This window comes from Paraburkholderia sp. (assembly GCF_047605525.1).
Lineage (GTDB): Bacteria > Pseudomonadota > Gammaproteobacteria > Burkholderiales > Burkholderiaceae > Paraburkholderia.
This window is the reverse complement of record NZ_JASGFN010000003.1, coordinates 159,587-173,900: the sequence shown is the minus strand read 5'-3', so window position 1 is coordinate 173,900 and position 14,314 is coordinate 159,587. Positions and strand designations below refer to the sequence as shown.

At 62.3% G+C, this 14,314-nt stretch carries 13 protein-coding genes, 1 tRNA gene and 1 pseudogene; 13 read left to right on the top strand and 2 right to left on the bottom strand.

Features of this window, described 5'->3' with window-relative positions:
* Nucleotides 1-57: 57 nt before the first annotated feature.
* Nucleotides 58-1,731 (bottom strand): electron transfer flavoprotein-ubiquinone oxidoreductase, encoded by a 1,674-nt coding sequence (locus QM685_RS05165; RefSeq protein ID WP_415113403.1) that lies wholly within the window; start codon nt 1,729-1,731, stop codon nt 58-60.
* A gap of 188 nt (nt 1,732-1,919) precedes the next feature.
* Between QM685_RS05165 and QM685_RS05160 the strand changes: the two genes are divergently transcribed.
* A complete protein-coding gene (locus QM685_RS05160) occupies nt 1,920-2,696 on the top strand; it encodes an SDR family oxidoreductase (protein WP_415113401.1) in 777 nt (258 codons plus the stop codon).
* Between the two features lie 73 nt (nt 2,697-2,769).
* Nucleotides 2,770-3,099 (top strand): annotated as a pseudogene (locus tag QM685_RS05155) (acyl-CoA thioesterase); the annotation flags it as partial.
* 79 nt (nt 3,100-3,178) lie between these two features.
* On the opposite strand, the gene QM685_RS05150 reads toward QM685_RS05155, so the two are convergent.
* Nucleotides 3,179-3,724 carry a LuxR C-terminal-related transcriptional regulator gene (locus QM685_RS05150; protein ID WP_415113399.1) on the bottom strand — a complete coding sequence of 182 codons (546 nt, stop codon included), beginning with the start codon at nt 3,722-3,724 and terminating at the stop codon, nt 3,179-3,181.
* A gap of 258 nt (nt 3,725-3,982) precedes the next feature.
* Between QM685_RS05150 and QM685_RS05145 the strand changes: the two genes are divergently transcribed.
* The 11 genes from QM685_RS05145 (at nt 3,983) to pheS (ending at nt 14,281) form a co-directional block, all read left to right on the top strand.
* Complete coding sequence (locus QM685_RS05145) at nt 3,983-4,687, top strand: CoA transferase subunit A (protein WP_415113397.1); 705 nt, start codon at nt 3,983-3,985, stop codon at nt 4,685-4,687.
* 2 nt (nt 4,688-4,689) lie between these two features.
* Nucleotides 4,690-5,331, top strand: coding sequence for a CoA transferase subunit B (locus QM685_RS05140; protein WP_415113395.1), 642 nt, complete (start codon nt 4,690-4,692; stop codon nt 5,329-5,331).
* Between the two features lie 297 nt (nt 5,332-5,628).
* On the top strand, nt 5,629-6,543 hold the full coding sequence (locus QM685_RS05135; RefSeq protein ID WP_415113393.1) for an alpha/beta fold hydrolase: 915 nt from the start codon (nt 5,629-5,631) through the stop codon (nt 6,541-6,543).
* Between the two features lie 88 nt (nt 6,544-6,631).
* Entirely contained in the window at nt 6,632-6,985 is a 354-nt protein-coding gene (locus tag QM685_RS05130; protein WP_415113391.1) for a RidA family protein, read from the top strand.
* A 69-nt stretch (nt 6,986-7,054) separates the two neighbouring features.
* Nucleotides 7,055-9,298, top strand: a complete 2,244-nt coding sequence (locus tag QM685_RS05125; RefSeq protein ID WP_415113389.1) for a RelA/SpoT family protein — start codon at nt 7,055-7,057, stop codon at nt 9,296-9,298.
* Between the two features lie 154 nt (nt 9,299-9,452).
* Nucleotides 9,453-9,529: transfer RNA gene (locus QM685_RS05120), tRNA-Val, on the top strand.
* A gap of 253 nt (nt 9,530-9,782) precedes the next feature.
* Nucleotides 9,783-11,690 (top strand): threonine--tRNA ligase, encoded by a 1,908-nt coding sequence (thrS, locus tag QM685_RS05115; protein ID WP_415113387.1) that lies wholly within the window; start codon nt 9,783-9,785, stop codon nt 11,688-11,690.
* 50 nt (nt 11,691-11,740) lie between these two features.
* Nucleotides 11,741-12,265 carry a translation initiation factor IF-3 gene (gene infC / locus QM685_RS05110; RefSeq protein ID WP_073430551.1) on the top strand — a complete coding sequence of 175 codons (525 nt, stop codon included), beginning with the start codon at nt 11,741-11,743 and terminating at the stop codon, nt 12,263-12,265.
* A 258-nt stretch (nt 12,266-12,523) separates the two neighbouring features.
* On the top strand, nt 12,524-12,721 hold the full coding sequence (rpmI, locus tag QM685_RS05105) for a 50S ribosomal protein L35 (protein ID WP_085480755.1): 198 nt from the start codon (nt 12,524-12,526) through the stop codon (nt 12,719-12,721).
* 29 nt (nt 12,722-12,750) lie between these two features.
* Nucleotides 12,751-13,110: a 50S ribosomal protein L20 gene (rplT, locus tag QM685_RS05100; RefSeq protein ID WP_006052502.1), complete on the top strand. Its 360-nt coding sequence runs from the start codon at nt 12,751-12,753 to the stop codon at nt 13,108-13,110.
* Nucleotides 13,111-13,267: 157 nt separating this feature from the next.
* Nucleotides 13,268-14,281, top strand: coding sequence for a phenylalanine--tRNA ligase subunit alpha (pheS, locus tag QM685_RS05095; protein ID WP_415113383.1), 1,014 nt, complete (start codon nt 13,268-13,270; stop codon nt 14,279-14,281).
* The last annotated feature ends 33 nt before the right edge of the window (nt 14,282-14,314 follow it).

Genomic DNA, 14,314 nt, shown 5'->3' with positions numbered 1-14,314 from the left:
TTTGCCTTCGCGACACCCGGCTTTCGTCAGGTGCCGCAAAGGCAAACAGAACACCGCTTACATATTCGGATAGTTCGGCCCACCACCGCCTTCCGGCGTGACCCACACGATGTTCTGCGTCGGATCCTTGATGTCGCAGGTCTTGCAATGCACGCAGTTCTGCGCGTTGATCACGAGCCGCTCACTGCCGTCGTCGTTCTTCACGAACTCGTAGACGGCAGCGGGACAGTAGCGCGACTCCGGACCCGCATAGGTCTGCCAGTTCACGTTGACCGGCACCGACGGGTCTTTCAGCGTCAGGTGCGCCGGCTGATTCTCCTCGTGATTCGTGTTGGAGATGAACACCGATGAGAGACGATCGAACGTCAGCTTGCCATCCGGCTTCGGATACGTGATCGGTTTGCACTGCGACGCAGGCTTCAGCATCTCGTGATCCCAATGCTGGTGATGCAGCGTCCACGGCACGTTACCGCCCAGCAGCTTCTGCTCGATGCCGACCATCAGCGTGCCGAGGTACAGCCCCTTGCTCATCCACTGCTTGAAATTGCGCGCGCGATACAGCTCGGTGTAAAGCCACGAGGTTTTGAACGCTTCCGGGTAGGCGGTCAGCTCGTCCGCCTGGCGGCCGCCCTGCACCGCGTCGAACGCCGCGTCGGCGGCGAGCATGCCGGTCTTGATCGCGGCATGCGAACCCTTGATGCGCGACGCGTTGAGGAAGCCCGCGTCGTCGCCCACCAGCGCGCCGCCCGGGAACACCAGCTTCGGCAGCGACATCAGCCCGCCCGCGGTGATCGCGCGCGCGCCATACGACACGCGCTTGCCGCCTTCGAGAATCGCGCGGATCGCCGGATGCGTCTTGTAGCGCTGGAATTCCTCGAACGGCGACAGGTACGGATTCGAATAGCCGAGGCCGACCACGAAGCCCACCACGACCTGGTTGTTGTCCATGTGATAGAGGAACGAACCGCCGTAGGTGTCGTTCTCGAGCGGCCAGCCGGCCGTGTGCATCACCAGACCGGGCTTGTGCTTCGCGGGATCGATTTCCCACAGCTCCTTGATGCCGATGCCGTAGACCTGCGGATCGACGCCGTCGCGCAGTTTGAATTTGTCGTTCAGTTGACGGCCGAGGTGGCCGCGCGCGCCTTCGCAGAACAGCGTGTACTTCGCGTGCAACTCCATGCCGAGCTGGAAGTTTTCGGTCGGCTCGCCGTCCTTGCCGATGCCGAGGTTGCCGGTCGCGACGCCCTTGACCGAGCCGTCGTCGTTGTACAGCACTTCGGCGGCCGGGAAACCCGGGAAAATCTCCACGCCGAGCGCTTCGGCCTGCTGACCCAGCCAGCGCGTCACGTTCGCGAGGCTGATCACGTAGTTGCCATGATTCTTGAAGTTGTCCGGCAGCGCCCAGGCCGGCACGCTCTTCGCGCCCGTTTCGGAGAGGAACAGGAAGCGGTCTTCGGTCACCTCGACGGTGAGCGGCGCGCCTTTTTCCTTCCAGTCGGGAATCAGTTCGGTGAGCGCGCGCGGATCCATCACCGCGCCCGAGAGGATATGCGCCCCGATCTCCGAGCCTTTTTCCAGTACGCACACGCCAAGCTCGACGCCCTTTTCAGCAGCGCGCTGCTTCAGGCGGATCGCCGCCGACAGGCCAGCCGGGCCGCCGCCGACGATCACGACGTCGTACTCCATCGACTCGCGTGGGCCGTATTGCTCAATGAGACTTGCGGGGGTCATTGATGCTCCTCTTACCGTTAGAATGCTTTTTTCGGGTTCGTATTGTGGGCGATCGGTTCCTGCACTGCAACCCGACGAGCGCAGATTGGCACGATCGTTCTATTTCATGATACGGTATCGACCCGCGACGTCGGTCCTACCGCACTTCGTCAACCGCAGTTGTCACTACAACCGAACAAGGAACGACAATGGGCCGTTCGATCAATCTGGAAGGCAAGGTCGCGCTGATCACCGGCGCCTCGAGCGGGTTGGGCAAGCGCTTCGCACAGGTGCTGTCGCAGGCGGGCGCGAAGGTCGTGCTGGCGAGCCGGCGCACCGAGCGGTTGAAGGAACTGCGCGCGGAGATCGAGGCGTCCGGCGGCGCGGCGCACGTGGTGTCGCTCGATGTGACCGATTACCAGAGCATCAAGTCGGCGGTCGCGCACGCGGAGACCGAGGCCGGCACGATCGATATTCTGGTCAACAACTCGGGCGTGTCGACCACGCAGAAGCTCTCGGAAGTCACACCCGCCGACTTCGAATACGTGTTCGACACGAATACGCGCGGCGCGTTTTTCGTCGCGCAGGAAGTCGCCAAGCGCATGATCATGCGCGGCAACAATGCGCAGAAGCCGTCGTACCGGATCATCAATATCGCGTCGATGGCGGGCCTGCGGGTGCTGCCGCAGATCGGCCTCTATTCGATGAGCAAAGCCGCGGTCGTCCATATGACGAAGGCGATGGCACTCGAATGGGGGCGTCACGGCATCAACGTGAATGCGATCTGCCCCGGCTATATCGATACCGAGATCAACCATCACCACTGGTCGACCGAGCAGGGGCAGAAGCTCGTGTCGATGTTGCCGCGTCATCGCGTCGGCAAGCCGGAAGATCTCGACGGGCTCCTGCTCCTGCTCGCGGCGGACGAATCGCAGTTCATCAACGGCGCGGTGATTGCCGCCGACGACGGCTTCGGGCTCGCCTGAGCACGCCGGCCGCGCGCCACCTCGACGTTTCAAGGTTTCAACATTTCAAAGCAGGGAAGAACGGAAGTACAGAATGAGCGATTTTCACGCAGTTTTCGAAATGACGATGCCGATCCGCTGGGGCGACATGGACGCATTCGGCCATGTGAACAACACGGTCTATTTCCGCTACATGGAGCAGGTGCGGATTTCGTGGTTCGAGCAGGTGGGATTTCTCGGCGGCAACGTGGACGGGCAGGGGCCGGTGATCGTCAATGCGTCGATGGAGTTTCTGAAGCAGCTTCACTATCCGGGCGACGTGATCGGCCGGATGTCGGTGGCGACGCCGGGGCGCAGCAGCTTCGATACGGCCTTCGAACTCGCGCGCGCCGACGATCCGGACACGCTCTATGCGCGCGGCGCTCGTCAAGGCGGCCTGACAACCCTGCAGGGCATTCCGGACGGTCCGGAGGCCCGGGCGATCCGGGCCCCTCATCCCTCTCTCAACTCCCGAGCAGCCGCTGCAACAACTCGGTCGCGTTCCCCGTATCGTATTTACGCATCAGCCGCGCGCGATACACGTCGACCGTGCGCGGGCTGATATCGAGTACGCGGCCGATCTGCTTGCTGGTCTTGCCGGTCACCAGCTGCGCGGCGATCTCGCGTTCGCGCGGCGTCAGTTCCACCGCGACGCGCCGTGTCGCGCTCAGATCCTCGAAGGTCCAGACGCCCGCTGCGTGCGGGTCGGAGCGCTGCTGCGCGCGGCCCGTCACGTGACACCAGAACAGTTCGCCGTTCGCGCGCTTCATGATGCGGTCGTCCGCGTAGCTGCCGTGCGCGGTCATGATCGGCGGAATGCGCGCGCCGATCCGCTCGAATTCATCCTCCGACGGGTACAGCACCTGGAACGACTGGCCGATGAGCGCCTCGCGCGGGTAGCCGAAAATCGATGCGAGCTGGTCGTTGCAGTCTTCGATAATCCGTTCTCGCGACAGCACGAGTCCGATCGGAGCGAGGTGAAACGCGGTGCGGTAATCCAGAGCGGGCATGGGCGGCGGCAATTACTTATGTATTTTTGCGTATTGTGCCGTATGGCGCGCCCAGCGTACTCTTTCGGGCAGATGACAACGCGGCGGCGCATGCCGTGGCAGGCAAAAAAGCACGTGGCCGGCAACGCCCGACGCGCCGCGCGCCGCGGATGACTAGAATGACATGGCGGCATCACATGGCGGCGACGAAGCGTCGCCCTATGCGATGCCAGCCGCAATAATCCGGTTTCGGGTTTCCATAAAGGAAGGGACAAACTGATGAACAAGGTCTATCCGGGCGCCGCCGAGGCGCTGAAGGACATCGTCAAGGACGGGCAGACGTTCGCCGTCGGCGGCTTCGGGCTGTGCGGCATTCCCGAGGCGCTGATCGCGGCGCTGCGCGATTCGAAGGTGCAGGGCCTGACCTGCATCAGCAACAATGCGGGCGTCGACGGTTTCGGCCTCGGTCTGCTGCTGGAAACGCGCCAGATCAGGAAGATGATCTCGTCGTATGTCGGCGAGAACAAAGAGTTCGAGCGCCAGTACCTGGCCGGCGAACTCGAGCTCGAATTCACGCCGCAAGGCACGCTCGCCGAGAAGCTGCGCGCGGGCGGCTCGGGCATCCCCGCGTTCTTCACGAATACCGGCTACGGCACGCTGATCGCCGAGGGTAAGGAAACCCGCCAGTTCGGCGAGAACCACTACGTGCTCGAACATTCGCTGACCGCCGACATCGCGCTCGTCAAGGCGTGGAAGGCCGACAAGTCGGGCAACCTGATCTACCGCCGCACCGCGCGCAACTTCAACCCGATGTGCGCGATGGCGGGCCGCATCACCGTCGCGGAAGTCGAAGAGATCGTCGAGGTGGGCGAACTCGATCCGGACGCGATCCATACGCCCGGCATCTTCGTGCAGCGCCTCGTGCTGAATGCGCACCCGGAAAAACGCATCGAACAACGTATCGTCCGCGCGAAAGGAGACTGATCATGGCATGGACTCGTGACGAAATGGCCGCGCGCGCGGCGAAGGAATTGCAGGACGGTTTTTACGTGAATCTCGGCATCGGCCTGCCGACGCTGGTGGCGAATCACGTGCCGCCGGGCGTCGAGGTGTGGCTGCAATCGGAAAACGGTCTGCTCGGCATCGGCCCGTCGCCGACCGAAGAGGAAGTGGACGCCGACCTCATCAACGCCGGCAAGCAGACGGTGACGACGCTGCCGGGCTCGTCGATCTTCTCGTCGGCCGACTCGTTCGCGATGATTCGCGGCGGCCACATCAATCTCGCGATTCTCGGCGCGATGCAGATCAGCAAGAAGGGCGATCTCGCCAACTGGATGATTCCGGGCAAGATGATCAAGGGCATGGGCGGCGCGATGGATCTGGTCGCGGGCGTCAAGCGCGTGGTCGTGCTGATGGAACACGTCGCGAAGGGCGACCAGCACAAGATCCTCGAGGAATGCACGCTGCCGCTGACGGGTGTGGGCGTGGTCGACGAGATCATTACCGACCTGGGCGTGATCGAGGTGACGGAAGACGGCCTGAAGGTGACCGAGCTGGCGCCGGGCGTGAGCGTCGACGAAATCAAGGCGAAGACCGGCGCGCCGCTCGATGTGAGCGCGGTGAGTTGAGGGCGGTGACGCCACCGTCCTGGCCGATATGACGGGGTGGTGGCAACGCAGTTTTTCGGGCGGGCGAGACGCGAGTCTCGCCCGTTCTGTTTTTGGCGCGGCGAGCAGGTTCACCGAGGGTCGGCGGAGGCTTCCTATGCCTTCTGGCCGATCCTTGCAACGCGACGAAGCGGTTTACAATCGTTCGCAGATTGAACGCGTGACGATATTCCTGCCTGTTTCGGCGCCTTTGCTTCCTAGACTCTGCTTCGGCGTACCTGACCGAACCCAATCCGCAGCGCTTTTGCGAGAACCCAGATGACCGCAACGATCTCCGCTTCCACCGCCACGCAGCCCCCGCCGCGCCAACGTTATGTGCAGTGCGCGAGCGCCGCCGGTCTGCATCGCGTCGCCTACACTGAATGGGGCGACCCTGATAATCCGCGCGTGCTGCTGTGCGTGCATGGCCTGACGCGCTCGGGGCGCGATTTCGACCGCGTCGCCGCCACATTCGCCGATACCTACCGCGTGGTCTGTCCGGACGTGGTCGGCCGGGGCTTGTCGGCGTGGCTCGCGAACCCCAACCTGTATGGCGTGCCGCAGTACGTCGCCGACATGGTCACGCTGATCGCGCGGCTCGACGTCGAGACGGTCGACTGGTTCGGCACCTCGATGGGCGGCCTGATCGGCATGGCGCTCGCCGGTCTGCCCGACACGCCGATCCGCAAGCTGCTGCTCAACGATGTCGGGCCGCATCTCGAGCCGGTTGCGGTGAAGCGCATCGGCGACTACCTCGGCAAGCCCGTGCGTTTCGACACGCTGCAGCAGGGTGTCGATTACGCCGCGCAGCTCGCGCAAAGCTTCGGCCCGCTCACGCCGGAAGAATGGCGCGAAATCAATACGCCGCTGCTACGCGAGCAGGACGGCGGGTGGGTGCTGCGCTACGATCCGCGCATCGCGCAGCCGTTTGCCGCGGTCACCGAGGAAGCCGCGAAGCTCGGCGAGGCGGCGCTCTGGCATTCGCTCGCTTCGTTCCAGGGACCGGTGCTCGTGGTACGCGGCGAGCGCTCGGATCTGCTGTCGCGTGAAACGGTCGAAAAGATGATCGCGACCGGGCGCCTCGTAGCGGGCGTCGAGATTGCCGGTGTCGGACATGCACCGGCGTTTCTGGCGCAGGATCAGATCGCGACGGCGCGTCAGTTCTTCATCGGGCCGTCGGCGAACGCGTCATAATATTAGGTTTCGTGTGACGTCTCCGCGAGTTCCGCGGGAAGCGTCATGCGCAATGGCTTCCCATCAACCAACCAGCTCAGGATTTTTCATGGCAGTCATTCGTCATCACGTCGGCAAGCGTCTCTCGGAAATGGCCGTGCACAACGGCACCGTGTACCTCGCGGGTCAGATCGCCGAAGACACGGATCAGGACATTACGGGTCAGACGCGCGAAGTGCTCGGCCACATCGACCGTCTGCTGGGTGAAGCGAACAGCGATAAGTCGCTTCTGCTGTCGGTGCAGATCTACATTTCGGACATGGTGCATTTCGCCGGTATGAACGCGGTGTGGGACGAGTGGGTCGCTCAGGGCGACACGCCGCCGCGCGCGACCGTCGAAGCGAAGCTCGCGAACCCGAAGTGCTTCGTCGAAATCGTCGTGGTCGCGGCGCAGCGCGGCTAAGCCACGGCCGTTACGTACCACCGCTGTTGAAATCGCGTTGATTCGTCTGGCCCGGCGGGCCGTCGCACCATGAATACCGAAACCGTTACGAACGCGCCTCATCCCCATCCTTCCTTCGACGAAGCGATGGCGTTCGTGCGCGAGCACGCGGGCGAGGTGCGGCTGTCGTCGGGCGAACTGCTCGCGGATCACGCGGCGGGCACCGCGTCGATCATGCGCAAGCTCAACGTCGATCCACCGGCGGTGCTGGCGGCGGCGCTGTTTGCGCTGACGCCGCATCTGCGCGATCCGGAGCGGGTGATCGCCGACAACTTCGGCGAGGAAGTCGCGCAACTGGTCGGCGACGTGCGCAAGCTGCTGCGCCTCGGCACGGTCAGCCTGCGCGCGGCGCAGAATGCGATGCCCGAAGCCGGGCGCGATGCGCAGGCCGCGCGCCGCGCCCAGGTGGAGGCGCTGCGCAAGATGCTGCTCGCGTTCGCGCAGGACATTCGCGTGGTGCTGATCCGCCTTGCGTCGCGGCTGCAATCGCTGCGCTATTACGCGGCGGCGAAAGTCACGCCGTCGCCCGATGTCGCGCGCGAGACGCTCGATATCTACGCGCCGCTCGCGAACCGTCTGGGCATCTGGCAACTGAAGTGGGAGCTCGAAGACCTCGCGTTCCGCTTCGAGGAGCCGGTCACTTACAAGCGCATCGCGAAGCTGCTCGACGAAAAGCGCGTCGAGCGCGAGAGCTATGTCGCGCAGGCGATCGAGCGGCTGCAGCAGGAACTGGCCGCCGCGCATATCCGCGCGGAAGTGAGCGGCCGGCCGAAGCATATCTACAGCATCTGGCGCAAGATGCGCGGCAAGGAGCTCGATTTCGCCGAGTTGTACGACGTGCGCGCGTTTCGCGTGATCGTGCCGGACATCAAGGATTGCTATACCGTGCTCGGCATCGTGCACAACCTGTGGCAGCCGGTGCCGAAAGAGTTCGACGACTACATTTCGCGGCCGAAGCCGAACGGCTACAAGTCGCTGCATACGGTCGTGATCGGCGACGACGGCCGCGCGTTCGAAGTGCAGATCCGCACACAGGAAATGCATCGCTTCGCCGAATACGGCGTCGCCGCGCACTGGCGCTACAAGGAAGCGGGCGCGCGCGGTTACGGCGGCACGTTTGCCGCGAACGAGAAGTACGACGAGAAGATCGCGTGGCTGCGTCAGTTGCTCGCGTGGAAAGACGAGGTGTCCGAGGGCGAGCACGGCGACGAGCGCGCGGCGCAGCCGTGGGAGCAACTGCGCCAGGCCACGCTCGACGACGATCACATTTACGTGCTGACGCCGCAGGCGCGTGTGATCCCGCTGCCGCACGGCGCGACGCCGATCGATTTCGCGTATCACCTGCATAGCGAGCTTGGACATCGTTGCCGCGGCGCGCGCGTCGACGGCGCGATGGTGCCTCTCAACACGCCACTGCAGAACGGCCAGACCGTCGAGATCGTCGCGGTGAAGGAGGGCGGCCCGTCGCGCGACTGGCTCAACCCGCAGCTCGGTTATCTGCAAAGCGCGCGCGCGCGCCAGAAAGTGCGTGCGTGGTTCAACGCGGTCGAGTTGCAGGAGCACATCGCGAACGGGCGCGCGATGGTCGAAAAGACCTTGCAGCGCGAGGGCAAGACGTCGGTCAATCTCGATCAGCTGGCTGCCCGGCTCGGCTTCAAGACCACAGACGATCTCTTCTCCGTGGTCGGCAAGGAGGAGTTCAGTCTGCGGCTCGTCGAGCAGGCGCTGCACGATGCGCCGCCGCCCGAGCCCGAGGTCGACGCGCCGGAGAAATTCGAGAAGCGCAGCAGCGGCGCGAGCGTTGCGCGCGGCGCGTCCACCGGCGTGCTGGTAGTGGGCGTCGACGCGTTGCTGACTCAGCTCGCGCGTTGCTGCCGTCCCGCGCCGCCGGACGACATCTGCGGTTTCGTCACGCGCGGCAAGGGCATGTCGATTCACCGCAGCGACTGTGCGACGTTCCGCCGGATGGCCGAACGCGCGCCGGAGCGCGTGCTGCAGACGGCGTGGTCGGCGGACGTGATGAGTGGGCGCGGCCAGTCGGTCTATCCGGTCGATCTCAGCATCGAGGCAACCGACCGGCAGGGTCTGTTGCGCGATATCTCTGAAGTGTTCGCGCGGGAAAAGATGAACGTAATCGGCGTAAAGACACAGACCCGGCGTAATGCAGCGTTCATGCAATTTACCGTCGAGGTCTCGAGCGCCGCGCAGATTCAGCGCGCGTGCACGTTGCTTGGCGAGGTCACGGGTGTGATGCGCGCGTCGCGCAAGAATTGAGGCACGCGATTCGGTTTACAGAGGCGCACGCCGGCGAAGAACTTTGCGGACGTGCTCGCTCGGAGCAGTGTTCGAACGCGTCGCGGCAAATTTAAAGTCTCTGCATAAAAGTACTTGCCAAGTTGCGTGGGGCTCCATATAATCTCGTTTCTCTAGGCTCGTAGCTCAGCTGGTTAGAGCACCACCTTGACATGGTGGGGGTCGTTGGTTCGAGTCCAATCGAGCCTACCAACGAAATGAAATTCCGGCTTCGCCGGGGTTTCGCAAACTTGCAGTGAGCGCCTTGAGCGCAAAAAGGCGAATACGGTTATGACACCGCGAACGTTGATCGAAACTACTTCGGAGCGACGCTAGTCGAGGACCACTTTTGCCAATGAAGTTTGCATGAAATGTGAGTGCGGCCCCTCGAAAGCGGGGCCGCATTTTTTTTTGGCTTGTTTGATGGTTGTATGTGCCGCCGCCGGCCGGCACCACGGAGAACGCAATGGTTTCGATACGCCTGCCTGACGGTTCTGTTCGACAGTACGAGCATCCGGTGACCGTCGCCGAAGTGGCCGCCTCGATCGGCCCCGGCCTCGCGAAAGCCGCGCTCGGCGGCAAGATCGACGGCGAACTGGTCGATACGTCCACGCTGATCGATCGCGATGTGGCATTGGCCATCGTCACCGAGAAAGACGCAGACGGCCTCGATATCATTCGTCACTCCACGGCGCACCTGCTTGCGTATGCGGTAAAGGATCTGTATCCGGAGGCGCAGGTCACGATCGGGCCGGTCATCGACAATGGCTTCTATTACGACTTCTCCTACAACCGTCCCTTCACGCCGGAAGATCTCGAAAAGATCGAAAAGCGCATGCAGGAGCTCGTGAAGAAAGACGAGCCGGTGTCGCGCCGCGTGGTGTCGCGCGACGAAGCGGTCGAGTACTTCAAAAGCATCGGCGAAAAGTACAAGGCCGAGATCATCGAGTCGATCCCCGCTAGCGACGAAATCAAGCTGTACTCGCACGGCGGCTTCACGGATCTGTGCCGGGGCCCGCACGTGCCGTCCACCGGCAAGCTGAAAGTCTTCAAGCTGATGAAGGTCGCGGGCGCCTACTGGCGCGGCGATTCGAAGAACGAGCAATTGCAGCGTATTTACGGCACGGCCTGGACCAGAAAAGAAGACCAGGAAGCGTATCTGCACATGCTCGAAGAGGCGGAGAAGCGCGACCACCGCAAGCTTGGCAAGCAACTCGACCTGTTTCACATGCAGGACGAGTCACCGGGCATGGTGTTCTGGCATCCGCGCGGCTGGACGCTGTGGCAGCAGGTCGAGCAGTACATGCGCCGCCGCGTGAACGAAGCGGGTTACCTCGAAATCAAGACGCCGATGATCATGGACCGCTCGCTGTGGGAAGCGTCCGGCCACTGGCAGAACTATCGTGAAAACATGTTCACGACGGAATCGGAGAAGCGCGATTATGCGATCAAGCCGATGAACTGCCCCGGTCACGTGCAGGTGTTCAACCACGGTCTGCGCTCGTATCGCGATCTGCCGCTGCGCTACGCGGAGTTTGGTTCGTGCCACCGCAACGAGTCGTCGGGTGCGCTGCATGGCCTGATGCGCGTGCGCGGCTTCGTGCAGGACGACGCGCATATTTTCTGTACCGAAGACCAGTTCATCAGCGAATCGATCGCGTTCAATACGCTCGCAATGAGCGTCTACCGTGACTTCGGCTTCGACAATGTCGAGATCAAGCTGTCGCTGCGCCCGGATGCGCGCGCCGGCACGGATGAGACGTGGGATCGCGCGGAGCAGGGTCTACGAGAAGCGCTGACGGCCTGCGGCGTGACGTGGGAAGAACTGCCGGGCGAAGGCGCGTTCTATGGTCCGAAGGTCGAATATCACATCAAGGACGCGCTCGGCCGCTCGTGGCAGTGCGGCACGCTGCAACTCGACATGGTGCTGCCGGAGCGTCTTGGCGCCGAATACGTCGCCGAGGACAACAGCCGCCGCCGTCCGATCATGCTGCATCGGGCAATCGTCGGATCAATGGAGCGTTTCCTCGGCATTTTGATCGAGCACCATGCTGGTGCAATGCCTGCATGGCTCGCGCCGATGCAGGTCGTGGTCATGAATATCGCGGAAAGTCAGGCCGAATACGCGCAGTCTCTGGCTCAATCGTTGCAAAAACAAGGGGTTAGAGTCGAGGCCGATTTGCGCAACGAGAAGATTAGCTATAAAATACGCGAGCACACGCTGGAGAAGGTCCCGTACCTGCTGGTAGTCGGCGACAAAGAGCGTGAAGCCCAAACGGTAGCCGTGCGTGCCCGTGGTGGTGTCGATCTGGGCGTGATGCCCGTCGATGCTTTCATTGAGCGTCTGCGCCAGAACGTGCAGTCGTTCAACTGAGCCACTTGGCAGCCCGGCTCGTTTTTTTTAATTTTTAGAGGAAACGTAACATCGCTACTGATAAGTCTGCGCACCGCATCAACGGTGAAATTACAGCACCCGAGGTGCGACTGGTCGGGGTCGAGAACGAACCGCTCGGCATCGTGAAACTCGCTGATGCGTTCCGCATGTCGGAACAGCAGGACGTGGATCTGGTCGAAATCGCTCCACAAGCGGTTCCGCCGGTTTGCCGTTTGATGGACTACGGCAAGTTCAAGTACCAGGAAGCGAAGAAGCAGCACGAGGCCAAGCTCAAGCAGAAGGTCATCCAGGTCAAGGAAGTCAAATTCCGCCCGGGTACCGACGACGGTGATTACAACGTCAAGCTGCGCAACCTCATCCGCTTCCTCGAAGACGGCGACAAGACGAAAATCACGTTGCGTTTCCGTGGTCGTGAAATGGCTCACCAGGAAATCGGCATGCGCATGCTTGAACGCCTGCGCACCGACCTCGACGAAGTGGGTCAGGTCGAGCAGATGCCGAAAATGGAAGGGCGTCAGATGATCATGGTGCTCGCTCCAAAGAAAAAGAAGTAAGCGCAAAGCAGTTGACCGGAGTGGTGGCGCGTCATGTGGCGCGCGTTCCGGTGGCAGAAGTTTGAATGATGCTGTGCCGGGTGTCCGGCGTGGTGTCGGAAGGTTTCGGAACGGCGCGCATGCAAATGCGTGGCGGTTCCCGAAAAGCGGCCGCTGGCGGTATCGGCGGTCTGCATACCAAGTGGAATGGGTTTCGAAGGGCGGGAAATGGCCAACTGGCCGACCGCACACCCATGTCCATCTAATAATGGAGTTGTCATGCCGAAGATGAAGACCAAGAAGAGCGCTGCAAAGCGCTTCGTGGTGCGTCCGGGCGGTACCGTCAAGCGCGGTCAGGCCTTCAAGCGTCACATTCTTACCAAGAAGTCCACCAAGAACAAACGCCATCTGCGCGGTGCCACGGCAGTTCATGATTCCGATCTGAACTCCGTTCGCGCAATGCTGCCGTTCGCTTAACCCTTAACCGACACTCATAGGAGCGAAACATGCCTCGAGTAAAACGTGGGGTTACCGCACGGGCCCGTCACAAGAAGATCATCAAGCTGGCCAAGGGTTACCGCGGCCGTCGCAATAACGTCTATCGCATCGCCAAGCAGGCGGTCATGCGCGCAGGCCAGTACGCCTACCGCGACCGCCGCAACAAGAAGCGTGTGTTCCGCGCACTGTGGATCACGCGTATCAACGCGGCGGTGCGTCAGCACGACATGACGTACAGCGTGTTCATCAACGGCCTGAAGAAGGCGTCGATCGAACTCGACCGCAAGGTGCTGGCCGACATGGCTGTGTTCGACAAGGCTGCTTTTGCTGCGATCGTTCAGCAGGTGAAAGCCGCCGTTGCAGCCTGATTGCGCTTCTGGCAATTAAAACTGCGTGGTTCGTTGCAGCGAACATCCGGTAGTCCCGGTGACGCTGCAACAAAAACGGGGCTCCTCACCGAGCCCCGTTTTTGTTGGTAGAACCGGTTTGTTTCGATAGAACACTGACGTTGAAATGATGGGATCAATGGATCTGGACCAGATTGTCGCCGACGCGCAAAAAGCCTTCGCAGAAGCCTCCGACGTCACCACCCTCGAGAACGAGAAAGCACGCTTTCTCGGTAAATCGGGTGCGCTGACCGAGCTGTTGAAGGGCCTTGGCAAACTCGATCCCGAAACGCGCAAGACCGAAGGCGCACGGATCAACCTCGTCAAGCAACAGGTGGAAGCCGCGCTGACGGCCCGTCGTCAGGCGCTCGCCGACGCGCTGCTGAATCAGCGCCTCGCGGCTGAAGCGATCGACGTCACGCTGCCGGGCCGTGGCGCCAGCACGGGCAGCCTGCACCCTGTAATGCGCACCTGGGAGCGCGTCGAACAGATTTTCCGTACGATCGGATTCGACGTGGCCGATGGTCCCGAGATCGAAACCGACTGGTACAACTTCACCTCGCTAAACAGCCCGGAAAACCATCCGGCGCGTTCGATGCAGGACACCTTCTACGTCGACGGCAACGACGCCGATGGCCGCCCGTTGCTGCTGCGCACGCATACGAGTCCGATGCAGGTGCGCTACGCGCGTACCAATACGCCGCCGATCAAGGTGATCGTGCCGGGCCGCACCTATCGCGTGGACAGCGACGCGACGCATTCGCCGATGTTCAACCAGGTCGAAGGCCTGTGGATCGACGAGAACATCAGCTTCGCGGATCTGAAGGGCGTCTACACCGATTTCCTGAAGAAATTCTTCGAGCGCGACGACATTCTCGTGCGCTTCCGTCCGTCGTACTTCCCGTTCACCGAACCGTCGGCCGAGATCGACATGCAGTTCGAAACGGGCAAGAACGCGGGCAAGTGGCTCGAAATTTCGGGCTCGGGCCAGGTGCATCCGACCGTGATCCGCAACATGGGTCTCGACCCGGAGCGCTATATCGGCTTTGCATTCGGTAGCGGCCTCGAGCGTCTCACGATGCTGCGTTACGGCGTGCAGGATCTGCGCCTGTTCTTCGAAAACGACCTGCGTTTCCTGCGTCAATTCGCGTGAACCGGCGCGCGCGAGCGCGACAAGCATAGAACG